At 64.3% G+C, this 25908-nt stretch carries 23 protein-coding genes; 14 read left to right on the forward strand and 9 right to left on the reverse strand.

What is annotated here, in order from left to right; genetic code table 11:
- Positions 1 to 115: 115 nt before the first annotated feature.
- On the reverse strand, positions 116 to 1132 hold the full coding sequence (locus tag DTA22_RS03150) for a S1C family serine protease (protein ID WP_112298451.1): 1017 nt from the start codon (positions 1130 to 1132) through the stop codon (positions 116 to 118).
- 784 nt (positions 1133 to 1916) lie between these two features.
- Here DTA22_RS03150 and DTA22_RS03155 point away from each other — a divergent pair.
- Genes DTA22_RS03155 through DTA22_RS03200 form a run of 10 tightly spaced genes read left to right on the forward strand, consistent with a single transcriptional unit; the run spans position 1917 to position 11612 of the window.
- On the forward strand, positions 1917 to 2420 hold the full coding sequence (locus tag DTA22_RS03155; RefSeq protein WP_037227167.1) for a general stress protein: 504 nt from the start codon (positions 1917 to 1919) through the stop codon (positions 2418 to 2420).
- 3 nt (positions 2421 to 2423) lie between these two features.
- Complete coding sequence (gene dnaK / locus DTA22_RS03160) at positions 2424 to 4304, forward strand: molecular chaperone DnaK (RefSeq protein WP_112298452.1); 1881 nt, start codon at positions 2424 to 2426, stop codon at positions 4302 to 4304.
- A gap of 8 nt (positions 4305 to 4312) precedes the next feature.
- Positions 4313 to 4837: a nucleotide exchange factor GrpE gene (locus tag DTA22_RS03165; protein WP_037227173.1), complete on the forward strand. Its 525-nt coding sequence runs from the start codon at positions 4313 to 4315 to the stop codon at positions 4835 to 4837.
- Positions 4838 to 4843: 6 nt separating this feature from the next.
- Positions 4844 to 5782: a DnaJ C-terminal domain-containing protein gene (locus tag DTA22_RS03170; protein ID WP_112298453.1), complete on the forward strand. Its 939-nt coding sequence runs from the start codon at positions 4844 to 4846 to the stop codon at positions 5780 to 5782.
- Positions 5779 to 6108: a chaperone modulator CbpM gene (locus tag DTA22_RS03175; RefSeq protein WP_112298454.1), complete on the forward strand. Its 330-nt coding sequence runs from the start codon at positions 5779 to 5781 to the stop codon at positions 6106 to 6108. Before DTA22_RS03170 ends, DTA22_RS03175 begins: the two co-directional genes overlap by 4 nt.
- Positions 6090 to 8723, forward strand: coding sequence for an ATP-dependent chaperone ClpB (gene clpB, locus DTA22_RS03180; RefSeq protein WP_037227178.1), 2634 nt, complete (start codon positions 6090 to 6092; stop codon positions 8721 to 8723). Before DTA22_RS03175 ends, clpB begins: the two co-directional genes overlap by 19 nt.
- A 14-nt stretch (positions 8724 to 8737) precedes the next feature.
- On the forward strand, positions 8738 to 9190 hold the full coding sequence (gene trxA / locus DTA22_RS03185; protein WP_037227180.1) for a thioredoxin: 453 nt from the start codon (positions 8738 to 8740) through the stop codon (positions 9188 to 9190).
- Entirely contained in the window at positions 9187 to 9453 is a 267-nt protein-coding gene (locus tag DTA22_RS03190) for a UBP-type zinc finger domain-containing protein (RefSeq protein ID WP_005259203.1), read from the forward strand. Before trxA ends, DTA22_RS03190 begins: the two co-directional genes overlap by 4 nt.
- Positions 9431 to 11158: an FAD-dependent oxidoreductase gene (locus DTA22_RS03195; RefSeq protein ID WP_037227182.1), complete on the forward strand. Its 1728-nt coding sequence runs from the start codon at positions 9431 to 9433 to the stop codon at positions 11156 to 11158. Before DTA22_RS03190 ends, DTA22_RS03195 begins: the two co-directional genes overlap by 23 nt.
- Positions 11159 to 11171: 13 nt before the next feature.
- Complete coding sequence (locus tag DTA22_RS03200; protein WP_174233749.1) at positions 11172 to 11612, forward strand: DUF1931 family protein; 441 nt, start codon at positions 11172 to 11174, stop codon at positions 11610 to 11612.
- Between the two features lie 496 nt (positions 11613 to 12108).
- Here the strand turns inward: DTA22_RS03200 and DTA22_RS03210 are convergent, their stop codons facing one another.
- Positions 12109 to 13746 (reverse strand): flavin-containing monooxygenase, encoded by a 1638-nt coding sequence (locus DTA22_RS03210; RefSeq protein ID WP_037227184.1) that lies wholly within the window; start codon positions 13744 to 13746, stop codon positions 12109 to 12111.
- A 297-nt stretch (positions 13747 to 14043) separates the two neighbouring features.
- On the opposite strand from DTA22_RS03210, the gene DTA22_RS36185 reads away from it, so the two are divergent.
- Positions 14044 to 14301, forward strand: coding sequence for an acyl-CoA dehydrogenase family protein (locus tag DTA22_RS36185; RefSeq protein ID WP_052032854.1), 258 nt, complete (start codon positions 14044 to 14046; stop codon positions 14299 to 14301).
- A gap of 814 nt (positions 14302 to 15115) precedes the next feature.
- On the opposite strand, the gene DTA22_RS03220 is transcribed toward DTA22_RS36185, so the two are convergent.
- The 3 genes from DTA22_RS03220 to DTA22_RS03230 all read right to left on the reverse strand — a co-directional run bounded on the left by DTA22_RS03220 (position 15116) and on the right by DTA22_RS03230 (position 17980).
- Positions 15116 to 16015 carry a crotonase/enoyl-CoA hydratase family protein gene (locus DTA22_RS03220; RefSeq protein WP_112298455.1) on the reverse strand — a complete coding sequence of 300 codons (900 nt, stop codon included), beginning with the start codon at positions 16013 to 16015 and terminating at the stop codon, positions 15116 to 15118.
- The gene (locus DTA22_RS03225; RefSeq protein WP_037227186.1) at positions 16012 to 16998 is read right to left on the reverse strand and encodes an NAD(P)H-dependent flavin oxidoreductase; all 987 of its coding nucleotides are present in this window, start codon (positions 16996 to 16998) and stop codon (positions 16012 to 16014) included. The genes DTA22_RS03220 and DTA22_RS03225 overlap by 4 nt, the downstream gene beginning before the upstream one ends.
- An 82-nt stretch (positions 16999 to 17080) precedes the next feature.
- A complete protein-coding gene (locus DTA22_RS03230; RefSeq protein WP_037227188.1) occupies positions 17081 to 17980 on the reverse strand; it encodes an SMP-30/gluconolactonase/LRE family protein in 900 nt (299 codons plus the stop codon).
- A gap of 259 nt (positions 17981 to 18239) precedes the next feature.
- Here DTA22_RS03230 and DTA22_RS03235 point away from each other — a divergent pair, with 259 nt between their 5' ends.
- The gene (locus DTA22_RS03235; RefSeq protein WP_112298456.1) at positions 18240 to 19886 is read left to right on the forward strand and encodes a long-chain fatty acid--CoA ligase; all 1647 of its coding nucleotides are present in this window, start codon (positions 18240 to 18242) and stop codon (positions 19884 to 19886) included.
- A 90-nt stretch (positions 19887 to 19976) separates the two neighbouring features.
- Complete coding sequence (locus DTA22_RS03240; protein WP_342770015.1) at positions 19977 to 21803, forward strand: sigma-54-dependent Fis family transcriptional regulator; 1827 nt, start codon at positions 19977 to 19979, stop codon at positions 21801 to 21803.
- Positions 21804 to 21843: 40 nt separating this feature from the next.
- On the opposite strand, the gene nudC is transcribed toward DTA22_RS03240, so the two are convergent.
- From nudC to DTA22_RS03255, 3 genes are all read right to left on the reverse strand, one after another.
- Entirely contained in the window at positions 21844 to 22770 is a 927-nt protein-coding gene (gene nudC, locus DTA22_RS03245) for an NAD(+) diphosphatase (RefSeq protein WP_112298458.1), read from the reverse strand.
- A gap of 73 nt (positions 22771 to 22843) precedes the next feature.
- Entirely contained in the window at positions 22844 to 23131 is a 288-nt protein-coding gene (locus DTA22_RS03250; protein WP_245973494.1) for a Dabb family protein, read from the reverse strand.
- An 85-nt stretch (positions 23132 to 23216) separates the two neighbouring features.
- On the reverse strand, positions 23217 to 23960 hold the full coding sequence (locus tag DTA22_RS03255; protein WP_112298460.1) for an alpha/beta fold hydrolase: 744 nt from the start codon (positions 23958 to 23960) through the stop codon (positions 23217 to 23219).
- Positions 23961 to 24187: 227 nt separating this feature from the next.
- On the opposite strand from DTA22_RS03255, the gene DTA22_RS03260 reads away from it, so the two are divergent.
- On the forward strand, positions 24188 to 25120 hold the full coding sequence (locus tag DTA22_RS03260; protein ID WP_112298865.1) for an alpha/beta hydrolase: 933 nt from the start codon (positions 24188 to 24190) through the stop codon (positions 25118 to 25120).
- Positions 25121 to 25144: 24 nt separating this feature from the next.
- On the opposite strand, the gene DTA22_RS03265 is transcribed toward DTA22_RS03260, so the two are convergent.
- Positions 25145 to 25900: an IclR family transcriptional regulator gene (locus tag DTA22_RS03265; protein WP_112298461.1), complete on the reverse strand. Its 756-nt coding sequence runs from the start codon at positions 25898 to 25900 to the stop codon at positions 25145 to 25147.
- Positions 25901 to 25908: the final 8 nt, after the last annotated feature.

Below are 25908 nucleotides of genomic sequence, written 5' to 3' on the forward strand. Positions count from 1 at the left end.
ACGAGCGTCCGAGGGTGCACCGTCGACACGACTACGATCGGCTAGCCAACGCAACGTGCCGGGCCGCGACACAAATCCCGTCCACGCCCGTATTGGTCGTTCTTGGAATCGTCGTTCAGCTGGCGGGGCGGTCTGTCACGGTAACCGAAATCTGCTGGGTCTCGCCGCCGCGGAGCACGGTCAGTTCGACTCGATCGCCGGGGTCGACGGCACGGATCGCCGCGATGAAGTCCTCCGCCGACTCGGTGTCGTGACCGTTGACCGCGGTGATGACATCGCCCGGCCGGATACCCGCGGTCGCAGCCGGACCGAGCGGGACGACCTCGAGGACGACGACACCGCTGGTGCGGTCTATTGCCAGTTGTTCGGCGATCTGCGGGGTCAGCGTGCCGGGCTGAATGCCGACGTACGCATGCTGGGCGGTTCCCGAGGCCAGCAGCTGGTCCGCGACATCGACGACATTCGCCGCGGGGATGGCGAAGCCCAGAGCCACCGCACCCGCCGACGGGGGAATGTAGGCCTGGCTCATCCCCACGACCCGCCCTTGTCCGTCGATCAGCGCACCCCCGGAGTTACCCGGCGAGATCGCGGCGTCGGTCTGAATCAGGTCGACCAGCGGCGCCCCGGTGGAGGCCGACCCGGGGATCTGACGGTGCAATCCTGAGATGATGCCCGAGGTGACCGTGGCCTCGAACCCCAGCGGACTGCCCACGACTACGGCGAGCGCGCCGACCTCTGGCAGCGCTGTCTCGAACGTCGCCGCAGTCAGATCCGTGCGGTCCGCTTGAAGGACCGCGACGTCGGTCACGCGATCGACGGCCCGCACGTTCGCGGACACCTGTTGCCCGTCCGCGAACGCCACACTCACCTGCCGGGCACCTTCGACCACGTGGGCGTTGGTGACGATGGTGCCGTCAGTCTTGTAGACGATGCCGCTGCCCACGCCGGACCCGGTGAGCACGGTGACGACCGAGGCCTCCACCTGCCGGACCAGTGCCGGCAGGTCTACGGCAGGCCCCGCTGAGGGCGTCGAGGTGGTGGGAGCCGAGGCGCCGCATCCCGCGAGGAGGAGGACCACGATCGCGACCAGCGGAGCCCAGATCGAGGAACGTACGGTCGACGGCACGCGCATCAGCGACCGCCTCCGTGAGGAATCGGTCTCCTACATGCACCTGCCGCGAGCGGGCCCACCCGATCAACATACCCCTGCTGCTCCCGTGGTCGGCGACTCCCGACCCGCGTCACATACCGATGGAAAATCTGCATCGACGATTACGGTGCGAGTGTCTCACTGCTACAGCTTCGAGTCGTATACCGTTGCACTACTTTCACTTTCAGACCAGATCCCCGGTTTGCACCCGATTCGGTTGCGGTACAACGAAATTAGAGTCTCGCCGACTCCACCCGATGGGCTAATCCAACACCTGAAAAGTGGATTCCGTCACTGGTTCGATTCTGCGCCAGAGAATTAGGGCCCACCGCCGAGAGCCTGATCCTCTACGTGAGGATGAAGAAGCTGTTATTTCGAGTGCTCCCGCGACTGTACTGTCGGGGTGGAATCGGCTTCCTGCTTTCGACTTGCTGGGCCCTAGTCATCCACCTCCTTCGGCTGCGAAAATTTGCTATCGGGAGATCTACTCATGGGATTCCCGGAGTAGTGGCTGATGCCCGGAGTGCGCGTAGCGGCCGCCTCGAGCGGGTTCCGGCGGACATCTATGCCCTGGGTGGGGTGTGGACGCCACTGTCCCCCGTGGTGTGGACGCCCCTTAGGCGAATCTTGATGACGCCCAGAGGCAGATGAGGAACTCTCAGGCGGTTGAGCCTCCGTGAGCTCAAACGGTTGACTGACCGACCGAACGCCGAACTGGTACGCGCGGGCTCGGCGGATCCCAAGTTATTGACGCCTAGGGGGCGTGATGTCAGAGTCCAGTGGCGGGACCTCCGCGGTACGTCCGAGCCGACCTGCCCGCCAGGTGGTAGCAACGTTCGACAACTACGCCGACGCTGAAAGCGCCGTCGACTATCTCTCCGACCAGCATTTCACGGTAGACAAACTGGCCATCGTCGGTCGCGATATCGAGCTGGTCGAGCAGATCGTCGGCCGCTTGAACTACGGCTGGGCCGCTCTGCGCGGCGCCGCCGCGGGCGCGCTGACGGGTGCGCTGTTCGGCTGGATCTTCGGGTTACTCGATTGGGTCCAGCCGCTGCTCACGGGCCTCGCGCTCGCCTTCTACGGGTTGGTGTTCGGTGCCGTTGTCGGTGCCCTGCTCGGCCTGCTCATGTATGCGCTGCAGGGCGGCCGGCGCGACTTCACCTCGATCCAGTCATTACAACCACGTCACTACGAAGTCCTCGCCGATGTCGAGGTTGCGGACGAAGCCGTCCGCCTGCTCACCGGCCGGACCGATCGAAAGGAATGAGTCATGGCGACTGCTGTGGGTATAGACCTGGGCACCACCAACTCGGTCATCGCAAGCTGGCAAGGCGGCGAGCCGGTGGTGATCTCCAATGTCGAGGGAGCGCGGACGACGCCGTCGGTGGTGGCGTTCACCGAGAGCGGCGAGCGCCTGGTCGGCCAGCTTGCCCGACGGCAGGCGATCTTGAATCCGAAGGGCACGATCTACTCGGCGAAACGCTTCATCGGACGTCATTACGACGAGATCTCCGAGGAGGCCAAAGCGGTCAGCTTCGACGTCGTACCAGGTGACAGCGGTGAGGCCCGATTCGACGTGCGGGGAAAGAAGTACGCGCCGGAGGAGATCAGTGCCCTCGTGCTGCGCAAGCTCGTCGACGACGCGAGCAAGTTCCTCGGTGAGAAGGTCAAGGAAGCGGTCATCACCGTTCCGGCCTACTTCAACGACGCGCAGCGCAACGCCACCAAGGACGCCGGCCGGATCGCCGGCCTCGAGGTTTTGCGGATCATCAACGAGCCGACCGCTGCGGCGCTGGCGTACGGCATGGACAAGCAGACCCACGAAACCGTACTGGTCTTCGACCTCGGTGGCGGCACCTTCGATGTGAGCCTGCTCGACGTCGGCGAGGGAGTGGTCGAGGTTCGTTCCACGGCCGGCGACTCCCACCTCGGCGGCGACGACTTCGACCGACGCCTGGTGGACTACCTCGCCGACGAATTCCAGAGTGCGGAGAACATCGATCTGCGCAAGGATGCGCAGGCGTTGCAGCGCCTCTTCGAGGCCGCGGAGAAAGCCAAGGTCGAGTTGTCCTCGGTGACGCAGGCCCAGGTCAACTTGCCCTTCGTCACCGCTGACGCGAACGGTCCCAAGCACCTCACCACCACGATCATGCGATCGAAGTTCGAGGATCTGACGGCGGATCTGGTAGAACGCTGCCTCGACCCGGTGAAGCAGGCGATGAGTGACGCCAAGGTCACCGCCAACGACATCGACGAGGTGATCCTGGTCGGTGGTTCGACACGTATTCCGGCGGTGCAGGCGCTGGTTCGCCGGCTCACGGGCGGTAAGGACCCCCACATGGGCGTCAACCCGGACGAGGTCGTGGCGCTCGGTGCCGCAGTCCAGGCGGGCGTGCTCAAGGGCGAGGTCTCCGATGTGCTGTTGCTCGATGTCACCCCGCTATCCCTCGGCGTCGAGACGCAGGGCGGGGTGATGACCAAGATCATCGAGCGCAACACCACGATCCCGGCCCGGCGCAGCGAAGTGTTCTCCACCGCGGAAGACAATCAGTCCGCCGTGGACGTCGTGGTGCTGCAGGGCGAACGCGAACGGGCCGCCGACAACCGGGTGCTCGGCCGGTTCCGGCTGGAAGACATCCGCCCCGCACCACGTGGCGAGGCCCAAGTCGAAGTCACTTTCGATATCGACGCCAACGGCATCCTCAACGTCACCGCCCGCGACAAGGACACCGGCAAGGAGCAGAGCATCACGATCAGTGAGCAGGGCAACCTGGACCAGGGTGAGGTCGAGCGCATGCTGGCAGAGGCCGAACGGAACCGGGGTGAGGACGAGGCCCTGCGCAAGGCGGTCGACGCACGCAACGCGCTCGATTCGGTTGCCTATCAAGTGGAACGGCGACTCGCCGAACTCGGTGACAGTGCGCCACCGCACGACAAGGCGCGGGCCGAGATGCTGATCGCCGACGCCAGGAAAGCCGTCAAAGACGGTGCTTCACCCGCGGAGGTAGAGCCACTGACCTCAGAGCTCCAGCAGCTGCTCTACGGGCTCGCGCCGGTCCAGGACGGCGGCGACGGACACCAGGCTGGCGGCGCAGAGGCTGCGTCGTCGGATGACGACGACGTGATCGACGCCGAATTCGATCGAAGCTGAGGCACACGATGGAAAGGTCTGCAGATCATTCGACGACCGAGCCGGCTACCGACGGTACCGGCACGGATCAGACCGAGACGGCGCCCGATCGCACCGACACGGGGGCCGAGTTGGCTCAACTCGAGGACCGCTGGCGCAGGGCCCTCGCAGATCTGGACAACCTGCGCAAACGGTATGCCAAGGATCTGGACCGTGAACGCGCCGCGGAGGTGGCGAAGGTTTCCGCGGCGTGGTTGCCGGTACTGGACAATTTGGAGCTTGCGCTGGCGCATGCGGGCAGCGATCCTCAGACCGTCGTCGAGGGTGTGAAGGCGATCCGGGATCAGGCGGTGCAGGTGCTGTCACGGTTCGGCTTCGAGCGCCACGACGAGGTCGGTGTGCCGTTCTCCCCGGAGCTCCACGAAGTGGTCAGTGTGGTGGCCCAACCCGACCTTCCCTCCGGGACCGTTGTCGAGGTCTTGCGCCCGGGCTACGGAGAGGACGGGCGGCAGCTGCGTCCCGCCGCGGTGGTCGTCAGCCGCCCCGAGGGGTGAGCACCGATGGCGCGCGACTACTACGAAGTGCTCGGGGTCCCGCGGGGCGCCGGCACCGACGAAATCCAGCAGGCCTACCGCAAGCTGGCCCGCAAGTACCACCCCGACGTGAACAAGGACCCCACTGCGGAGGACAAGTTCAAGGAGGCCAACGAGGCCTACCAGGTGTTGTCCGACCCGGACACCCGGAAACGCTACGACCGATTCGGTGACGACTTCCGGCGTGTGCCCGAGGACTACGACGAACGGGTCCGGGCAAGCGCCGGTGGGTACGGCGGCGGGTTCGGCGGCGGCGGGTACGGCGGTGGGGGCGGGGGCAGAAGGGTGCACTTCGGTCACGGTGTCGGTGGCGAGGGCGGCGTCGACTTCGAGGACCTTTTCGGGCAGATGTTCGGCGGCGGGGGCGGGTACGGGCCGATTCCCGGCGCCGATCAGGAAGCGGAACTGGAACTGCCCCTGGAAGAGGCGTATCGGGGCGGCAAACGCACTCTCAGACTGGACGGACGGCAGTACGACGTCGACATTCCGGCCGGTGTCCTGGACGGCCAGCGAATCCGGCTGGCCGGGCAAGGCGGCCGGGGCAACGGTGACGCGCTGCCCGGGGATCTGTACCTCGTGGTGCGGATCAAGCCGCATCCCCGGTTCCGCGTGCAGGGCCGGGACATCTACGTCGACCTGCCCGTATCGCCATGGGAGGCGGTCCTCGGGTCGACCGTCGTCGTCCCCACCCCGGGTGGCGAGGCGAAAGTCAAAGTGGTGCCGGGCTCGTCGACGGGAAGGAAGCTGCGCCTGCGCGGAGAAGGAATGCCCAATCCGCGGGGCGCCAACGGCAACCTCTACGCCGAAATCAAGGTGATGGTGCCGTCGAAACCGACCGCACGCGAACGCGAGCTGTTCGAGCAGTTGGCCGCCGAATCGAACTTCGATCCGAGGAAAGAGACATGAGCACCCCGACCCCGGTCACCCAGTACGTATTGGTTCGCCGCACCGGATTGTCGCCAGATGCCTTCGCCCAACGTACCGGGCTGCACCCGGACCTGGCACGAAAGCTTGTGGCTCTCGGCCTGCTCGACGCCCACCGCGACACCGGCGGAGAGATGTCGTTCGAACCATCCGAAGTGGCCCACGCCGCCCGCATCCAACGGCTGCGGACCGGTCTGGGCCTGAACTACTCGGCAATCGGGCTCGTGCTCGATCTGCTGGATCGAATCGAGAAACTCGAAGCAGCTTCCCGCAGAAGGAGGACACCCCCATGGACACCGGCAGCCTGACTGAAAAGTCACGAGAAGCCCTGCAGGAAGCCCAGAACGTCGCGACCAGAATGGGTCACACCGAGGTCGACGGAGAGCACCTGCTGCTCGCGTTGGTCGATCAGCAGGAAGGGTTGGTACCCCGACTGCTCGAGCAGGCCGGCGCGAACGTCGATGCCCTGCGATCCGATCTGGAACGTGAACTGTCGCGTAGGCCGAAGGTCAGCGGCCCCGGCGCGACACCCGGTCAGGTGACGATCACCCAGCGCCTGGCCAAGCTGCTCGACGCCGCGGAACGGGAGGCGAAGCGACTCAAGGATTCCTACGTGTCGGTGGAGCATCTCGTGATGGCCCTCTCCGAGGAGGGATCGGCCAGTGCGGCCGGGCGGGTCCTCGCCAGTCATGGGGTCACACGAGACGCCTTCCTCACGGCGCTGACGAAAGTGCGCGGCAATCAGCGCGTCACCTCGGCCACCCCGGAAGGGGCGTACGAGGCGCTGGAGAAGTACGGGCGCGACCTCGTCTCCGAGGGGCGGGCAGGCAAACTCGATCCGGTTATCGGCCGAGATGCCGAGATCCGCAGGGTAACGCAGATCCTGAGCCGGAAGACGAAGAACAATCCGGTGCTGATCGGCGACCCCGGCGTCGGTAAAACCGCGATCGTCGAGGGCCTCGCCCAGCGGATCGTCCGCGGCGACGTGCCCGAGGGCCTGCGCGACAAGACGATCTTTTCGCTCGACATGGGTTCCCTGGTGGCCGGTGCGAAATACCGCGGCGAGTTCGAGGAGCGACTGCAGGCGGTGCTGTCCGAGGTGAAGGCGGCCGAGGGGCGCATCCTGTTGTTCGTCGACGAGCTACATACAGTTGTCGGTGCGGGATCAGTCGGCGGCGAAGGGTCTCTCGACGCCGGCAACATGCTCAAGCCGATGCTCGCCCGCGGCGAACTGCACATGATCGGTGCCACCACTCTCGACGAGTATCGCAAGCACATCGAATCCGATGCAGCACTGGAGCGACGCTTCCAGACCGTTCTCGTCGACGAGCCCAGCGCCGAGGATGCGATCTCGATTCTGCGCGGACTTCGAGAACGCCTCGAGGTGTTTCACGGCGTGAAGATTCAGGACGGCGCACTGGTGGCCGCCGTGACCCTCTCGCACCGGTACATCACCGACCGATTCCTTCCGGACAAGGCGATCGATCTGGTGGACGAGGCGTGCGCCCGGCTACGCACCGAAATCGATTCGATGCCCGCCGAACTCGACGAGCTCACCCGGAAGGTGACCCGGCTGGAGATCGAAGAGGCCGCGCTGTCCAAGGAAACGGACGCGGCCAGCAAGGCGCGCCTCGAAGAGCTACGTAAGGAGCTGGCCGATCTACGGGCCGAGGCCGACGCCCGGCACGCTCAGTGGGAGGCGGAGCGGCAGGCGATCCGGCGGGTGCAGGAGCTGCGGGGAGAGCTGGAACGATTGCGCCACGAGGCCGAGGAGGCGGAGCGCAACTACGACCTCAATCGGGCCGCCGAGTTGCGATACGGCGAGATCACCGCGCTGGAACGCAGGCTCGAGGCGGCGGAGGCGCAACTGGCTACCAGGCAGGGCCGGAATCCGTTGCTGCGTGAAGTGGTCACCGAAGACGAGATCGCAGAGATCGTGGCCGCATGGACGGGTATCCCGGTCGCCCGGCTGCAGGAAGGTGAGCGGGAGAAGCTGTTGAAGCTCGACGAGATTCTGCACGAGAGGGTCGTCGGTCAGGACGAGGCGGTGCAACTGGTCGCAGACGCGGTGATCCGGGCGAGGTCCGGTATCCGTGATCCGCGCCGGCCGATCGGTTCGTTCATCTTCCTGGGCCCGACGGGCGTGGGAAAGACCGAGCTCGCAAAGACGCTGGCCAGTGCCCTCTTCGACAGCGAAGACAACATGGTGCGCCTGGACATGAGCGAGTACCAGGAGCGGCACACGGTGAGCAGGCTCATCGGTGCGCCCCCCGGGTACGTCGGGTACGACGAGGGTGGCCAGCTCACCGAGGCGGTGCGCCGCAAGCCGTACTCCGTGGTGCTCTTCGACGAGATCGAGAAGGCCCACGCCGACGTCTTCAATACCCTGCTGCAGGTGCTCGATGACGGCCGGATCACCGATTCTCAAGGCAGGCAAGTCGATTTCCGGAACACGGTGATCATCATGACCTCCAACATCGGATCCCAGCATCTCCTCGAGGGAGTCACAGCCGACGGCGAGATCAAGCCGGACGCCCGGGAGCGGGTGCTGGCGGAACTGCGCGGGCACTTCCGTCCCGAGTTCCTCAACCGGGTCGACGACATCGTGTTGTTCACCCCGCTCACGCTGCCCCAGATCGAGCACATCGTCGAGCTGCAGCTCACCGAACTTCGGAACAGGTTGTCGGAGCGCCAGATACACCTGGATATCACGCCGGAAGCACGCCGGCTCATCGCCGAACACGGTTTCGACCCGGTCTACGGTGCGCGGCCGCTGCGACGGTACATCGCCCACGAGGTCGAGACCAAGATCGGTCGTGCGCTGTTGCGGGGCGAAATCGAACCGGGTGGCACCATCCGTGTCACGGTGGACGGCGGCGAGCTCGCCGTCGCGTATGCGGAACCCGCCGTCGCGGCGGCCTGAGAAGAGGTGTCGTCATGGAATCCGAGAAGGTGAAGTGCCCGCACTGCGGCAAGGTCAACAAGGTGCCGGCGTCCGGGGACGGAAGACCCCGCTGCGGGAACTGCCACGAGCCGCTGCCCTGGATCGCCTCGGCAGGGGACGGCGACTTCGCGGAGGTCGCCGAGAAGTCCTCGGTGCCTGTGCTCGTCGATCTCTGGGCGACGTGGTGCGGCCCGTGCCGCATGGTGAGCCCGGCGCTCGAGCAGCTCGCCAGAGAACGCGCAGGTCAGATCAAGCTGGTCAAGGTCGACGTGGATGCTGCGCCCCAGACGGCCGAACGGTTCACCGTCCGCGCCGTGCCGACTCTGCTGGTGATGGACCGGGGTGAAGTCCTCGCTCGTCAGGCGGGCGCAGCTCCGGTACCCCAGCTGCGCACGTGGCTCGATCAGGCGCTCTCGGAAAATGCAGGCAAGGAGGCGAAGTCATGACTTATGTCCATGCCGACCCACACGTGACCGCGATCCGGGCCGTGGTGCCCCGGACCCCGCAGGGTTGCGAGGAATGTCTTCGCCTCGGCACCCCGTGGGTGCATCTGAGGCTGTGCCTGACGTGCGGACACGTCGGTTGCTGCGACTCTTCGCCGGGCAAGCACGCGAGCGCGCACGCTCACGCCATCGGCCATCCGATCGTCCAGTCGATGGAGCCAGGTGAAGATTGGCGGTGGTGTTATGTCGACCAGAACTTCGTCTGAGGAGGCCGCACCCGTCGGCGACAGTCCGCCGGTCGACGACGAGACTCCGGATGCGGTCGGAGCATTCCCGCGGCTGACGGACGACCAGGTCGCGAGCCTCGAGACCGGTGGCACGCGTCGATCGGTTCGCGCCGGTGAGGTGCTGATCCGAGAGGGCGCGCCCAGCAACGACTTCTTCGTCATCCTTTCCGGCAAGGTCGCGGTCCTCGACGAGGGCGACGGGGACGGCGAACGCCGGATACTGCGCGTGCACGGTCCAGGCCGCTTCCTGGGCGAGCTCGGACTGCTGGAAGGCCAGGTGGCGTTCTTCACCGCCGAAGCGATCGAGGACGGCGAGGTCCTCGTCGTCCCGGCCGAGCGGGTGCGCGAGCTGGTGGCCCACGATCCCGTGCTCAGCGATCTGATCCTGCGCGCCTACCTGGTGCGCCGGCACCTGCTGATCGGGCTCGGCTCGGGGTTCCGGATCATCGGCTCCTGCTATTCCCCAGACACGTTGCGGCTTCGCGAGTTCGCCATCCGAAACCGATTGCCCCACAGGTGGATCGATCTGGAGCGGGACAAACGGGCGGAGCAGCTGCTGCGCAGCCTGGACGTCGCCCCCGAGGACACTCCCGTCGTGATCTGGCACGGCGAGAAGGTGCTGCGCAATCCGACGAATGCGGAACTCGCACGCATCGTCGGGCTTCCGGTCCCGGACTCGGTCCCGGACGCAGCCCAGGACGTGTGCAACCTCGTCGTCGTGGGCGCCGGACCGGCCGGTCTGGCCGCGTCCGTGTACGGCGCCTCGGACGGTTTGAACACGGTGACACTGGAGTCGATCGCCGCCGGCGGCCAAGCCAGTACCTCCTCCCGGATCGAGAACTATCTGGGCTTCCCAGCAGGGGTCTCCGGCTCCGAATTGGCCGAGAGGGCCGTAATCCAGGCCGGGAAGTTCGGCGCCCGCATCCTGGTGTCGGCGGAGGTGACCGGTTTGGGATCCGAGGCCGGGAACCATGTGCTCAGGCTGGCGGACGGCGGCGCGGTTCGCGGCCGGGCCGTCGTGCTCGCCACCGGGGCACGATATCGCAAGTTGGCCGTTCCAGGGATCGAGGCACTGGAGGGGACGAGCGTGTACTACGCCGCGACCCATCAGGAAGCGCGGATGTGCGGCACCGACCCGGTGGCTATCGTCGGCGGCGGAAACTCCGCCGGCCAGGCCACCGTCTTCCTCGCCGACCATGTATCCCATGTTCACCTGCTCATCCGCGGCGACGACCTCGGAAAGAGCATGTCCCGATACCTGGTCGACCAGATCGAGCACCACCCGCGCGTCACCGTGCACCGGAACACCGAGATTCGTGCGGTGCACGGCGAGAAATACCTCGACGAAATCGTGGTCGAGGACAATCGCACGGGCGACCAGGACACGATCCGGGTACATGCCCTGTTCGTCTTCATCGGGGCGACGCCGCACACCGGGTGGCTGGCCGACGCGATCGCACTCGACGACCACGGCTTCGTCCTCACGGGCATGGACGCGGTCCACGCCCGAGGAGACGGCAACCGGCCGATCAGCGCCGGGCTGTCCAGGACGCTCGAAACCAGCCGGCCCGGCCTGTTCGCGGCGGGCGACGTCCGCCGCGGCTCGGTGAAACGAGTCGCATCCGCAGTCGGTGAAGGAGCGATGGCGGTACGCCAAATCCATGAATACTTCGAAAGGAGCTGACGACATGCCAGTGATGGGCACCGTGAAATTCCAGCGGTTCTTCCGGGCAGCGGCTGGACTACAGGTCGACCGGAACGACCTCAAGCGCTATACGGATTTCATCGACGACAAGATCTACGATTTGATCCTCATCGGCAAAGCCTCGGCAAAGGCAAACCTGCGTGACGTGATCGAACCGTGGGACCTGCCGATCACCAAGGGGCTGCAGGAGAGCATCCACCGGTTCGAAAAACTGGACGAGGAGATCGAACTACAGCCTCTGCTCGATCAACTGACGGCCCGGCCGCCCTTGGACGTGGCTCTCTCCGAGGAGACCGAGCAGCGACTGCCGCTGATCGCCGGAGGCTTGAGCGTGGCGCTGGCGCATACCTTCGTCACGGTCGAGCCGGACCGCAAGAACCCCGGCACCGCCGAATGGAACGTCGCCTTCGACATCTTCCACCTACTGCTCTGACCCCGGGACCCTACGTCCCGGCAAACCAGAGGGTTGCCGGGACGCGAGGCATTCGTCCGGAGTCACGTACTACCGGTTGTCGCCCACCACATCGTGTGATCGTACGGTTGAGATTTCCATGGACGACCGGGCAGCTGTGGCCGCCGGCGCTGTCTGTCCCTGCTTTGCGACAGTCGCAACCCGAGGCGGCCGCGCTTGGACGCCTTCATCGCATCCCCGGTCGGCGCCTGGTTCTCCGCCGACAAAACGCGGCGCTCGAGCTCGGCATACACAAGCTCTAGCAGCAGTTGCACCGCTTTGGGGGCATTGTCGACGAGCGGCCGCCGGACGGTCGTCAGGCCGGCGGCTCGCGCGCGTCGAGGACGAACAGGTCGGATAGCGCGACGACCGCCATCATCGGAACTCATTGGCAAGATGTGAGGGCCGCCGGACCCTGCGCCTGACGATTTCCGCGAGATCCGCTGTTGGTCGACCTGTCCGCCGTTCGCGCGCGTGATCAGGACAGTGTGAATGCCTTGTACCCGGCCGCGACGTTTTCCTCCCAGTGGTCGAAGTAGGAAGGAAGGCCGCCAGAGTAGTTGAGCATCTGGCTCGGCTTACCGGGAATGTTTGCCCCGTGATACCAAGACTTGGCCCGCGGAAAGAGCGACATGTGGAAGACTTCCTCCACGTGCGCCGTCCATGATTGCTCTGCGTCCTCGCTGGTCTCGAACCGCTGGTATCCGCCGTCGCGAACGTGGGTCAGGAAATCGACAACGATCTCTCCTTGCACCTCCGCACAAGTGGGCCCGTTGCAGAATCCGGCAGGGCTCTGCGGGCCGTACACGAACATCAGGTTGGGGAATCCTGCAGTGGCGAGTCCCATGAAGGTATCGAGCCGCTCGGACCACTTGTGGCTCAGGAGTTGATCATTGGTTCCTCGGATATCGATCGACGTGATGCCACCGCGGTTCGCGTCGAAACCTGTCGCGAACACCAGGATGTCGAACTCGCGTAGACCGGACCTGGTCTGGACCCCCGTCGGGGAGATCCGCTCGATCGGATCCTCGTTGACGTCGACGATGTCGACGTTCTCCTGGTTCACCACATCATAGAAGTTCTGCTCCAGCGAGGGTCGCTTCGTCCCGAACGGATGGGGCGGATCCTTCGGGGCAAGCTTCTCGGCCTTGACCGGGTCGGTGACGCGCTGATGGACCTTGTTGCGCCAGAAATCGTACATGGTGCGGTTCGCGTGTTCATCGAGCAAAATATCTTGATAGTTGGCGAGCCATAGCTCGAAACCGCCGGTAGCCCACATCTGTTCGTAGGTGTCAGCTCGCTCTTCGTCCGAGACTTCGAACACGCTCTTCTGGATGAAGTCCATATCGAATCCGGCAAACGACCTCCGGCGCTGGGCAAATCGCTCGGGAAGGTGCTCCTTCAGCTTCTCCTTGAGCTGGCCTGTCAACTGTTGCTGCCGCATCGGCAGCGCAAGGTTGGGCGTCCGCTGGAAGATGGTGATCTGTTCGGCATCTGCGGCGGCCTCTTGGGTGACCTGAACGCCGCTCGACCCGGTGCCGATGATCCCCACGCGTTTGCCGGCCATGTCCAGACCTTCTTGGGGCCACAGAGCGGTGTGGTGAGATTCACCGGCGAAGCTGTTGAGCCCTTTGATGTTGGGAATGTACGGCTTGGCGCCGAATCCAGTGCAGATCACCACAGACCTGGCACGAAGCGTCCGGCCGGTATCGGTGCGCACTGTCCATTGGTTCCGCTCGCCGTCGAAGTCCGCAGACGTCACCCGGGTACTGAAGATGATGTCTCGAGACAGATCGAGCTTGCCGTCGACGTAGGCGAAATAATCGCGCACACCGGACCACGACGGGTAGAGCTCATCGTAACTCCAGTCCTTCCACAGGTCCTCGCGTGAGTACTGATAGATCTGCCCAGTGCTGTCGGTTCGAGCACCCGGGTAGCAATTCCAGTACCAGATGCCCCCAAGCGAGTCACCGGCTTCGACGACCTTCACCGAAAATCCGCGTGAACGAAGTTGATCGAGTTGATACAGACCCGCGAAGCCGCCTCCGACGACGAGAACGTCCAAGACGCCGTTCGTCTCGTCGAGCTCCCTCGGATCGATCGATATCGTGGCCATGCTGCCTCCTTGAGTGAAATGCCTGGGACCCGCGCCGAGGAGCAGATCGATGTGTGCCAGACCGGCCCGTTCGTATGACCGACATCACATACGCTAGGGCCGTTCGAGAACCCGGGACTGTCCGATATCGATCCACCGGACACGCGGAACGCACCGGGCACACGTGCACGCACGCCTCGCGTGGCGAACGGCCAATTCATCAGAGGGCATCCACCCTGCGACTACAGCAACCGGTCTTCGACCGGAACAGTGCCTGTAGCGAATCCCCACACTCCTGCCCAACTCTGCACGTAGAGAATGGAACTCAGCTCCTGTGCCGGCATCCACGCCGACCTCGTGGCACCGTACCTTGTCCACCTCACCAGTGAGGAGCAGAAACAGCGCTGGCTCCCGAGGTTATGCAGTGGCGAGATGTTCGCTGCGACCGGCATGACCGAGACTCGGGTGGATCATCAGGCTTCGTTGAAGACGACCGCGGCCAAGGACGGGAAGGATGGATCCTTCACGGAGCCAAGGCATTCATCACCAACGGCTACTCCGCCGACCTGGTGGTAGTTGCCGCACGCACCGCCCACAAAAGAAGTCCCCCGGCATCACACTGTTCGCAATCGAAGCCGATATGAAAGGCTCAGCGACCTCGCCCACGCAGCGCAAATCCTCGACGAAATCGTTGAGTACTGCAAGAACCGCAGAGATTTTGGCAGTCGATCGGTCAGTTTCAGCACAGTGGGTTGCCCCGCGCCGATCTCGTTACTCGGATCGAAGTCGCCCGAGCATTCATCGATCAGTACGCGATTGCCCACGTGGGCGCTGAGTTGACGCCGATTGACGCTGCCAATGCCAATGGTGACGACGTGATCGCCCACTGCGTCCAAGTCCAATTCGGCAGGGCTATATGAACGAGTACCGGTTGACCCGCGCTTGGCGTGATGCTCGCGTCACCAAAGATCTGGGACCCACAACACGGGGAGGGCCTGGCCAGCGGTCTCATGGCCCGGTCATCGCGAAATTCCTCTGTTCGAACAGCTCGTGGCTGAGGTCCCCCACCCCAGAACTGAGAGGTGCGTCGCATCGCACAAAGAAGGCGGTGACGGTGCACTTCTCTTCCACCTGCGCGGCCGTCGTTCAGTTGGCCGGTCGCGACGGGGTGGCGATGATCTCCTCGGCGGGCGCCCCCGAACCAGCCTCGACCGTAAGAGAGAAGCGCCGGGTTCGCGAGGCCAGCGGCGCTGTGGCACTGCCCCGATCACAGCTGATCGGCCACTAGTGGGCTCGTCGACACTGCTCGGATTTCGTTGGCCGGTAGCAGTGACGATGAAAGGTGCTCCCGTATTCCGCGAGCGGCATCACAGCCTATGTCTCAGCGGCGCTACCGCTCTATCCAGTCGGTGTAGAAGTCAGGAAGGTCGGTGGATACGCGTCCGTTGAACTGGGGCTTCCTCTTCTCTCGGAATGCTTGGACACCTTCTTTTCCATCTCCGATACTGGTGTAGAACATGGCGAGTGAATCGATGCGGTGTGCCTCGGCGGGGTGATCGAGAAGCGCGTTGCGGTACATCATCTGCCGGGTCAGGGCGGTCGCGACACGCGACCGATCGCGAGTGAAGCGATGTGCCAGTGCAAGCGCGGCATCGAGAAGGTCGTCCGGCGAGTGGACCGAGCGAACCAGGCCGATCTCGGCCGCGTCGGCCGCGTCGAGGATGTCAGCGGAGTACACGAGGTCGAGTGCGGTATCGAGTCCGACGATCCTCGTCAGGAACCAGGTCGAGGCTGCTTCGGGTGTGATCCCGAGGCGGCCGAAGACAAACCCGAATCGTGCTGCTGTGGAGGCGAGTCGGGCGTCCATGGACAAGGTCAGGGTGGCTCCGATGCCCACGGCGGGGCCGTTTACGGCGGCGATCACGGGTTTGAGGCAGTCGAACACCGCAAGTGTGACCCGACCGCCGGTGTCGCGGACGCCGCGGACAATGACCGGGTCCTGCAAGTCACCCATATCGTGGAGGGTCGGCTCCAATGTCTCGTCGAGGCCGAACACGTTGCCGTCGGTCGTGAGATCCATACCGGCACAAAACGCACGGCCCGAGCCGGTCACTACCACGGCGTTGACGTCGTCGTCGTCATTGACGGCCCCGAAGAGGTGCTCGAGCTCATCAGCCATGGTGATGGTGAAGGCGTTGAGCAACTCCGGTCGATTCAGCGTCACGATGAGCACGCCGTCGCGCAGCTCGAGGGCGATCGTCTCGTACTCGACATCCACGGTGCGGATCATCGGACGGCACCCGCAAGTTGGGGAAGTCTGTTCACGATCAGATCATGGGCTTGGTTGACCGTGCCGGTCACGATCTCCTCGCAGGTGAGGATCTCGTCGATCAGTCCCTGTGATTGCCCGGCCCACCACAAGCCGGCATCCACGTCACCGCCGGCCAGAACCTTCTGGCGACCGCGCACCCCGGAGGCCAGATCGGCGACGTCGTCGAATGTTGCGTTCGGAAGCGCGGAGATCTCGGAAATTCTCTCCGAGATGGAGTTGCGGGCGACGCGGGCGGTGTTGTTGAACTCTCGAAACACCAGTTGCGTGGATCGTTCGTCGTTGACGGTGATCTGGCGTTTGACGTTCTCGTGGACCGTCGCCTCTGTGCTTGCGACGAATCTGGTTCCCATGTTGATAGCGCTGGCCCCCAATGCCAGAGCCGCCGCCAGGCCGGCACCATCGGCGAATCCGCCGCTGGCGATGACGGGGATCGACAGTTTGCGCGTGGCGGCAGGGATCAGGACGAGACCGGGAACGTCGTCGTTTCCGGGATGGCCGGCACATTCGAACCCGTCGACGCTGACCGCGTCGACTCCAAGCTTCTCCGCCTTCAGCGCGTGGCGCACGGAGACGGCCTTGTGGATTACCTTGATGCCGGCGGCGGCGAAGGCGTGCAGATGGGGAGCGGGGTTGCTACCTGCCGTTTCGACGACGCCCACGCCGGAGTCGATGATGGCAGCGCGGTAGTCCTCGTAGGGAACAGGTTTGAGGGTTGGCAGGATCGTCAGGTTGACACCGAAGGGTCGGTCGGTCATGGACCGACACCTTGCGATCTCCTCGGCCAAGGCTTCGGGTGTCGGCTGGGAGAGAGCGGAGAGGAATCCGAGAGCACCCGCGTTTGCGACGGCGGCGATGAGGTCGGCAGTGCCGACCGCAGTCATGCCGCCACAGACGACGGGATGCTCCACGTCGAAGATCCGTGTGAAGGAGGTAGTGAACACCCCGGGGCTCCTTGGTCAGTTGAAATGTGAGATCAACGCCGGACCCGCTGCGGGAGAGGGTTCCACAGCGGGATCCGGAGGGTCAGGGGCGGCCGGCGTGTGGTACGTCCACTTCGGTGGCGAGCATGCGCCCCAGACGGGTTGCGGTGCGTTCGGTCTCGTCGAAATTCGGTGCGACGCACAAGAACAGGGTGCGTCCGTCGTCGCCGCCGAGCGCAACGGCGAACACCCCGTCGGGTGCGGTGCTGACCTCGTCGAGGATTTCGCCGCCCTTGACTATCCGCACCGCTCGGTTGTTCGCGGCATCGGCAATCCACACGGCGCCTTCGGCGTCGAGGGTCAGACCGTCGGGCACGATCGTGGCGGCCTCGAGTCGTGTGCCGACGTCGGGCTCGGCACCGAGGTCTCCGTAGCCGACCCATTCGATTCGCTCGCCGAGCGTGCCGTCCGGGTGGATGTCGAATGCCGAGATCCGATTGCCGAACAATTCGTTGACCAGCAGGGTTGAACCATCGGGAGTGATGACCATGCCGTTGGGGAATGACAGTCCGTCGGCGACGATGGAGGCGCTTCCGTCGGTGTCGACGAGGACGACAGTGGTGTGCTCGTGTGGCGCCCCACCCATGAGGTCGAATCCGAAGTTGCCCACGTAGGCCCTTCCCTGGGCGTCCACGACCATGTCGTTGGCGTGGCCACCGCATAGGTCGCGGATGTCGGCATGCTCGACGAGTGTGCCGTCCGACTCTTGACGCAGCACCTTGCGGTCCTTCATCGACACGATCAGCAGCCGCCCGTCCGGTAGCCAGCCGAGCCCAGAGGGTTGGTGCGGGACCGTCGCGACAAGTTCGATGCTGCCGTCGGCGTTCACGGCATTCACGGTGTGGGTGTAGAAGTCCGCAAACCATAGACGTCCGTCATGCCAGCGGGGGCCCTCGAGGTACGAGTAACCGTCGACAATGGTTCGCAGCGTGTATTCGGTCATGGTTGTGCCCCTTTAGATTCGGAGTCGTTTCGGGCTCGGCATTTCAAACCCGCGTTTCTACCACTGTTGTCGGCTGAGTGATCAAGCGAATGTCCGAAAATGCAACACCACGTTGGGGCGAGCGATGACTCGTTATAGGACACCTTGTGCCCGACGGGAGGTACAGGATCGGCCTATTACGTGGTCGCAGAGTTGGCATCCATCGAGGACCCGACTTGGAGCAATCTGATGAAAGGCGGTAGGACCGGTGGATGGGCTCATGATGAGTAGTCAATTGTCGGTGGCGAGGCTGCTGTGGCGCGCCGAGAACGTGAATGGCGCTCGGATCAACACGGCCTGGACTTCGGACGGGGTTCGCAGTTTCACGTACCGGGACCTGGTCTCCGACGTGAGGGATCTGGCCGGTGCGCTCGCATCGATCGGCGTGAAACGCGGGTCCCGAGTCGCAACCATGGCGTGGAATACCCGTCAGCACCTGGCGGCATACTTCGCGGTTCCAGCGCTCGGGGCCGTCCTGCACACGGTAAATCACCGCATGCCAGTCGAACACATGGCCTATACGATCAACCATGTTTCAGATGAGGTTCTGATCGTCGACGAGGATCTCCTCCCGTCGGTAGAGGCGATGCGTGGCCGGATTCCCACGGTTCGCCACCTCATCGTTGTGGGCGACCCCGGTGCGATCGATGACTTCGACCAGGTCATTCCCTATGACCAGTTCGTTTCACGCGCATCCACCCACGGGTCCTTCCAGGAGATCGACGAAAACACTGCGGCGTCGATCTGCTTCACCTCGGGCACGACCGGGTCGCCCAAGGGCGTGGTCTACAGCCACCGGAGCATCGTGCTCCACGCCATGGCGATCAGCACCAAGGGCGGAGTCGAGATCGACGCGGAGCGGGCCTACCTGCTCGCCACCCAAATGTCGCACGTCAACGGCTGGGGTGTCCCCTACGCGGCGGCGCTCCAGGGCGCACGCCTGGTGCTTCCCGGACCGCACCCCACACCCGAGCGGTTCCTGGACTTGATCCACGGCGAACGGCCCGACACCTTCGTCGGCTCGCCAACGGTCGCCGCCCTCATGCGCGACGAGCACCTTCGCCGAAACTGTGGCTACGATCTCTCGGAGCTGAAGACGATGTGGCTCGGAGGGCAGGTGCCGCCGGTCGCTCTGGCGCGGTGGTGGGCTGAGCAAGGCGCCCGCGTCGTAAATGGATGGGGAATGACCGAGACATCTCCGATGGGCACCTTCTCCCCCGGCGGCTCGATGCAGGGCAGGCCACTGCCGTTGTTCGAGCTCCGCGTCGTGGACGAATCCGGCTCACCGCAACACTGGGATGGTCAGACCGTCGGCGAACTGGAAGTACGTTCGCCGTGGGTCGCCCGGGAATACCTGGACGATCCACGAACGCCGGACAGCTTTCGAGACGGCTGGCTGCGCACCGGCGATGTGGCGACCGTTCACCCAGATGCCGGCCTGCAGATCAAGGACCGCGAAAAGGACCTCGTCAAGAGCGGTGGGGAGTGGATCTCCTCGGTAGACCTCGAGAATGCGCTCATGCTTCATCCTGCTGTCTCGGAAGCCGCCGTCATCGCCATACCGGACGACACATGGCAGGAACGCCCCCTCGCGTGGCTCCGGCTGGACGCCGACGTGACCGACGAGGAGCTCCGGACGTTCCTGGCGACAACACTCCCCCGGTTCTGGCTGCCCGATCGTTTCGTGAGAGTCGATGAGATCCCCAAGACTGCAATGGGCAAGATCGACAAAGCCGACATCAGACGACAGCATCGGGAAAACACAGGTCAGCCCACATCGACAGACCAGGCGAGCACAGTCTCCGATGGTAGCGACCACAACGTTGCAGTCATCCCCACCAGGTCCGATACAACGAGCGGACTGTAGCAAAACGGGACACACCCACAGATGTGAGCCAGGTTACATTGCAAGGAGGGTCAGCTCGGAAAACCCCCTGACCAGTGATGTAAGGTGGCTATGAGTATCGACAAGGCGGGCCGCGAGCCATTGAACGAACGTGAACGATTCTGGACATCAGCGCCATCACGAGAGAGCCAGGAGTTGAGCACCCTCCGACCCGAGATCGAGGCGTCATGGCGGCGGTGTGAAGTTATCGGCGTCTCGTCCGGCGATGGCGACCTTCCCTACACGCCGGACGTCGATCGTGACAGCCGGTTGAGGAGAGCCGCCGATCCCGTGATCGACAACCTCGTCCTACACCTGCAGGACGCCCCCGCAACCATCCTGCTGGCCGATTCCGCCGCTCAGATCGTCGACCGCAGGGCGGGTGACGCAGGGTTGCGAGCGCGTTTGGACCGCGCCTACGTGGCACCCGGTTTCCGCTATGCCGAGGAGGACACCGGCACCAACGGGATCGGCACCGCGTTGGAGGAGCGACGACCGTTCCAAGTCAGCGGTGGTGAGCACTTCCGTGAGGCGCTGCAGAGCCTGGCGTGCGTCGGTGTTCCTATCGTCCATCCGATCACCCGCACCGTGGAGGGGATACTCGACATCACCTCCAACCTGTCGGACTCCAACGCGCTGATGGGCGCCCTGGCGCAATCAGCCGTTCGCGAAATTCAGTCACGCCTCTACGCCGAGTCCTCCGATCGCGAGCAACTGCTTCTCCAGGCCTTCCTGCAGGCCTCTCGACGCGGCTCCTCTGCAGTGGTGTCCTTGAATCAAGATGTCATCATGACCACTCCGATGGCCGCACAGATCATCGACACGTCCGACCAGGCGCTCCTGTGGGATTGGGCATGCCGAATGCTGGCCGGCCGAGACGAGTTCATCGGGGAAGTCAGGCTCGCCGACAACGTCACGGTTTCCGCAACTGCACGTAGAGTCGGAGACGCCCGAACGCCGGCAGGCATCGTCATCGAGATGCGGCCGCATCCCCGCGATACGAAGAAGTCGTCCGCCCGTCAATTGGCGTCGGCCTCCCCCGTCGAAAGACGCACGGAGACTGTCAAGATTCCCGGCCGCAGTTTGTCGACGAAACGACTGCAAACCGAACTCGAGCGACTCGCCGCGATCGACGCACCTGTGCTCGTCACCGGAGAACCCGGCGCCGGCAAGTTCTTCGCCGCGAGCGCCCTCCACCGGATGCAGGATGCCGACGGTCATTTCACCGTGTTCGACGCTGGTACCGCCTCCGTCGACCCCGACGCGTGGATTGCCGGACTGGTCAATTGGAACAAGGTCGACGGAGCCCTCATCATCCGGCATCTCGATCTCCTGCCGGAACAACTGGTCTCCAACGTCTGCGCGATCCTCAGCGAGGCCGTCGACAATCGCGCTCACATCATTGCCACCGCCGGCGAAGGGGTCCGTCAAGGCCCCGCCGGACGACTGTGCGATCACTTCATGCGCCGCATAGAGATCGATCCACTGCGACTTCGGTCCGAAGACATCGCCGACATCAGTGTCGCCTTACTACGTAAACACTCCCCGGACCGCAACGGCCTGCGACTGCAACCCACTGCATTGCAACTGCTGGTCGCGCGGGACTGGCCGGGAAACGTCAGAGAGCTCGAATCGGTTCTGGCGTCATCGCTCCTGCGGTCGATGGGCTCCGACATCGGAGTGCAGCATCTGCCCGACGGATACCGCGACGGTGATCTACGCCGCCGAAATGCCTCGACGTCACTCGAATTGGCGGAGCGTGACGCGTTGCTCAGGGCACTCGTCGAGACCGACGGCAACAAACTACTGGCTGCGCAACGCCTGGGGGTAGCTCGCTCCACCCTCTACCGCAAAATGCGCGCCCTGGGAATCGACGGAAGCCGGTTCCTTCCGCAGTAGTGCCAGGCGATGACGGGACCGTGCCGATCGAGACAGAGCGTCAATCACCGGCTCGTGCCCAGGCCTCGAGCATGCGCCTCGCAATCGAGACTGCGCCGGGCAACAACACGCGCGCATCCGCCGAGCTCGTCCAATCCCCGGCAGCGAGAGCCTCCCGCACCTCCGCGCGGGTGCACCAGAGAGCCTCGCCGATCTCGCCATCCATGAAGACGAGCTCGTCTCGAGGGTCGGCCGTGGCATGGAATCCGAGCATGAGGGAGCGTGGGAAGGGCCAGGGCTGACTTCCGACGTAGACCACATCGGAGACGACGAGACCGACCTCCTCCGCAACTTCCCGTGCCACACAGCTTTCCAGGGACTCACCCGCCTCGACGAAGCCCGCCAGCGTCGAGAAGTTCCGTGCCGGCCAGTTCGCCTGCCGCGCCAGCAGTACTCGGTCTTCCCCGTCGTGCACCAGACAAATGATCGCCGGATCGGTACGCGGATATTCCTCCCGGCCGCACGCCGTGCACACGCGCATCCACCCACCCGAGGTGATCGTTGACGGCGCCCCATCCCGCGCGCAGAAATGGGCGTCGCCCTGCCACGTCAGCAATGCCAACGCTGTGACATACCGGTCGGCGTCAGCAGCATCGAGGAGTGCTCCGTGTGAGCGCAGGTCACCGACCTCGACCTCGGTTCCCGCAGAAAAATCGTCAGCGAGGAACTCGTCCCGCACCGCCCACTCGTGGACCGTGCCACAGACGCCGAGCAACACGGCGCGCGCGGGAGGCTCGGAGTAGAGATCGGCGGCCGGTTCCAGCATCAGTTGTCTGTCGACAAGCCGGACTTGACCGCGACCGTTCACGCGAAGTATTCGGGCATCCGGCCACGCCTCCACCCACGCAGCCGCGTCGTCACGCACCGAGACGGGACGACTCAGGGCACCACGTGACGGGGCCTGCCCGGTATGTTCGACATACACCACTGGATCACAACTTTCGGAAACGAGCGACACTGTCGACCGGACCGTCGTTCGACGAACGACGGTCCCGTCGCGTCTATCGCGAGGCGAATTCGATCTGAACAGACGAATACGATTCGGCCATCACCGAAATGAATTCCTGGACGAGGCGCACATGATCGGGATGTGCCAGGTATGTGCGAAAGTCGGGGACGTCTTCGAAGGTCGCGGAGATTGCGTAGTCGCCGCTGCCGGGCTTGAGGGCAAGATCCCTTCCGTAACGGTATTCCACGACCTCCGGAACATTCTCCGAGACTGCGCTCAGAGCTTCGTGGAAGGACTGAATGTGCTCATCACTGATGTCCTGCTTCCATTTGAACGTCACAACGTGATTCAACATGGTGAGAATCCTCCCTGGATTCGTAATTCGAACGTGGCATGCTCGGAACCCGGATTGCGTCCCGGTCAGATCAGTACAGAGATTGCTCCGCCAATGCCACCGTCTCCGGAGCGTTCTCCACCATGGGGTAGTGCCCGGCTTTGCCCTTGACGGTCTTCAGGTACCCGTTCTTCAAGGCCGCCAACGTGTCCCCGAGATATTCGGCGGTGACGAACGGGTCGCTCTCACCCACGATCAGGGTGGCAGGCCCTTCGTAGGTGCCAATCCGATCGAGGAAGTCGGGACTGGTCCAGTTCTTCAGGTAGGACTCCCAGGTTGCCTGGTCCATCGTCGAGCGGTTGCGGTCGACGAGGTTCTTCAGATCTGTCTCGTCGATGTATGGTGCCAGTGCGCCACGGATGGCTGCACCCGGGTCTGCCCAGGCCCCGGCAAAGGAACCGTAGGCCGCTTCGTCGAGACGGGTACCTGCCGGGGAGACGGGCGTCAGTGCGACGACCGAGGTCACGCGTTCAGGTGCGAGGGTCGCCACCCGAAGCGCTGTGGTGCCCCCCATCGAATGTCCGAGAACGGAAAAGGTCGACCATCCGAGCTGATCGGCGGCGTCGAGGGCGACCGCGGCCATCCCGTCGATTCCGTCGGCCGGTGCTTCGGGACGGTTGACCCCGTATCCCGGAAAGTCGAGGTACGCGTAGGTGAAGCGGGACTGATCCGTCCGGGCGCGGGCGGTGAGCCATACGCTGCTGTCCAGCGCCCAGCCGTGCAACACCAGGATCCGATGGTCACCGCTTCCTTCGATCGCTGCAATCGCGTTCACTGCCGTTCCTCTCTGTCGGCGACGCTGAAATTCCAGCCGTCTGTTGATCACTCCGAATCAAACTAGAACCGCAGGGCGTCGGCGTGTCCGATTGTGAAACACACGCCCGTGACGCCGGGGGCGCGGATGCGTGTGTGATTTTCGGACACTCCCCGCGCCGAACGCACCCATAGGGTGGCTCCACCTGTCGGCTGAACAGACTTGCTCATGACATGAAGGAGAACACCATGGCACTCGATCCTGCGGTCAAGAATTTGATAGACACTTTGAACGAGCAGGGACTGAAGTCGTTCGAGCAGATGAGCATTGCTGAAGTCCGTGGGGTCGTCGAGTCCTTCAGCGACCTCCAGGCACCGAACGCGGTCGTCGCTCGTGTCGTCGACACGGTCTACCCCGGCCCCGGTGGCGACCAGGCAGTGCGTCTCTACATCCCGGAGTCCGAAACACCTCTGCCGATCGTGGTGTACATCCACGGCGGTGGCTGGGTCGCCGGCAGCCTCGACGTCACCGAGCAGCCATGTCGCGCGCTCGCCGCCGATGCGAAAGTCATCGTGGCTGCACTGAGTTACCGGCTGGCTCCCGAGCACAAGTTTCCTGCCGCACCCGAAGATGCGTTCGCGGCACTGAACTGGGTGGTCGAGCACGCAGCCGACTTCGGTGGCGACGGCACGCGCGTAGCCGTGATGGGTGACAGCGCCGGAGGCAATCTGGCCGCGGTCACAGCCCTCCGGGCACGCGACACCGGCGCCCCGGTACTGCGCGCTCAGGTATTGATCTATCCGGTGATCGACGGCACGGCACGATTCCCGTCGCGCGAGGAGAACGCCGAGGGGTACTTGGTCACCACGGCAGCCATCGACTGGTTCTGGGAGCAGTACCTGGCCACCCCGGAAGACGCCGAGAATCCCTACGCCTCCCCGGCCAAGGCCGCGGATCTGGCGGGGCTTCCCTCCACCCTGCTGTTGCTCAACGAATACGAGGTCACTCGGGACGAGGGCGTGGACTACGGCCGGAGGATGGCCGACCAGGGCGTCCCCGTGCAGGTCGAACTGTATGAAGGCCTTGTCCATGCCGTGTACTGGATGACCGGCGCCATTCCGCGCAGCGCTGAACTGCACGGTGCCGTCGTCGAATTCCTCGGCAAGCAGTTCGCCGGCTGACCACGGTGTCCCGGGTCGGCTGCATTACGGTCGTACGCTGCGATCGGACCAACTCCGGGCACCTTGCTCCAAGAGGGCGACCAGCCTGTCGCGCTCCTTCGTGATCACGGTGTGTGGTGCGATGACTCCGACGGCGGCGACGGTCTTGCCGTTCTCACGAACCGCGACCGAGACACCGTCGCCGTCGGTCGACTCGTTGGGGGAGGCGCAGATTCCGGTCTGTTCGATCTCCGGTAGGGCAGCGAAGAACCGCTCGACAGTGTCGCGATCCTCGTCGGGCAGAGTTTGGATGTACGCCCAGAGGTCCCGCTTCTCCATCCCGGCAAGCAGTATCCAGCCGCCGGAGGTACGGATGAGCGATCGCCTCACGTAATTCTCGGCGAGGTACGCGAACTTTGGGTCGGAAGAGCAGTAGTCGACGTAGAAGATGTTCGGACCGACGGCGATCGACAGCACGGTCGTCAAGCCGGAACTCGCGTGGACGTCTTCGAGGTCGGCGTGCGTGACCGTCGAGACTGGCTGCCGTCCGGCGAGGCGGTTGAGTAGATACGGGGCACTGCCGAGCGAGTACCGTCGCTCGTGCTCCTCGAGATAACCCGTCGCAACGAGGCCGTTGACGAGACCTTGCGTCGAACTAATCGGCGCGTCGAGCTCTTTGGCCATCCCACTCAAGGTGAGTCCGGTGCGGGATCGGGCTACGAGCTCGAGTATCGCAGCAATGCGGTCCACGGTTCGATGGCGACTGCGGCCTCGAACATTGAGGGTGTCATCTGATTGCATCACGGCAC

The organism is Rhodococcus wratislaviensis (assembly GCF_900455735.1).
Classification (GTDB): domain Bacteria; phylum Actinomycetota; class Actinomycetes; order Mycobacteriales; family Mycobacteriaceae; genus Rhodococcus_F; species Rhodococcus_F wratislaviensis.

Coding starts and splice junctions, on each gene's coding strand:
- DTA22_RS03150 (WP_112298451.1), bottom strand. CDS start 1,132: ATGCGCGTGCCGTCGACCGTACGTTCCTCGATCTGGGCTCCGCTGGTC.
- DTA22_RS03235 (WP_112298456.1), top strand. CDS start 18,240: ATGATGAGTAGTCAATTGTCGGTGGCGAGGCTGCTGTGGCGCGCCGAG.
- DTA22_RS03165 (WP_037227173.1), top strand. CDS start 4,313: ATGGAAAGGTCTGCAGATCATTCGACGACCGAGCCGGCTACCGACGGT.
- DTA22_RS03170 (WP_112298453.1), top strand. CDS start 4,844: ATGGCGCGCGACTACTACGAAGTGCTCGGGGTCCCGCGGGGCGCCGGC.
- clpB (WP_037227178.1), top strand. CDS start 6,090: ATGGACACCGGCAGCCTGACTGAAAAGTCACGAGAAGCCCTGCAGGAA.
- DTA22_RS03195 (WP_037227182.1), top strand. CDS start 9,431: ATGTCGACCAGAACTTCGTCTGAGGAGGCCGCACCCGTCGGCGACAGT.
- DTA22_RS03200 (WP_174233749.1), top strand. CDS start 11,172: ATGGGCACCGTGAAATTCCAGCGGTTCTTCCGGGCAGCGGCTGGACTA.
- DTA22_RS03190 (WP_005259203.1), top strand. CDS start 9,187: ATGACTTATGTCCATGCCGACCCACACGTGACCGCGATCCGGGCCGTG.
- DTA22_RS03210 (WP_037227184.1), bottom strand. CDS start 13,746: ATGGCCACGATATCGATCGATCCGAGGGAGCTCGACGAGACGAACGGC.
- DTA22_RS03240 (WP_342770015.1), top strand. CDS start 19,977: ATGAGTATCGACAAGGCGGGCCGCGAGCCATTGAACGAACGTGAACGA.
- DTA22_RS03260 (WP_112298865.1), top strand. CDS start 24,188: ATGGCACTCGATCCTGCGGTCAAGAATTTGATAGACACTTTGAACGAG.
- DTA22_RS03155 (WP_037227167.1), top strand. CDS start 1,917: ATGTCAGAGTCCAGTGGCGGGACCTCCGCGGTACGTCCGAGCCGACCT.
- DTA22_RS03220 (WP_112298455.1), bottom strand. CDS start 16,015: ATGATCCGCACCGTGGATGTCGAGTACGAGACGATCGCCCTCGAGCTG.
- DTA22_RS03230 (WP_037227188.1), bottom strand. CDS start 17,980: ATGACCGAATACACGCTGCGAACCATTGTCGACGGTTACTCGTACCTC.
- DTA22_RS03265 (WP_112298461.1), bottom strand. CDS start 25,900: ATGCAATCAGATGACACCCTCAATGTTCGAGGCCGCAGTCGCCATCGA.
- DTA22_RS03175 (WP_112298454.1), top strand. CDS start 5,779: ATGAGCACCCCGACCCCGGTCACCCAGTACGTATTGGTTCGCCGCACC.
- trxA (WP_037227180.1), top strand. CDS start 8,738: ATGGAATCCGAGAAGGTGAAGTGCCCGCACTGCGGCAAGGTCAACAAG.
- dnaK (WP_112298452.1), top strand. CDS start 2,424: ATGGCGACTGCTGTGGGTATAGACCTGGGCACCACCAACTCGGTCATC.
- DTA22_RS36185 (WP_052032854.1), top strand. CDS start 14,044: ATGGAACTCAGCTCCTGTGCCGGCATCCACGCCGACCTCGTGGCACCG.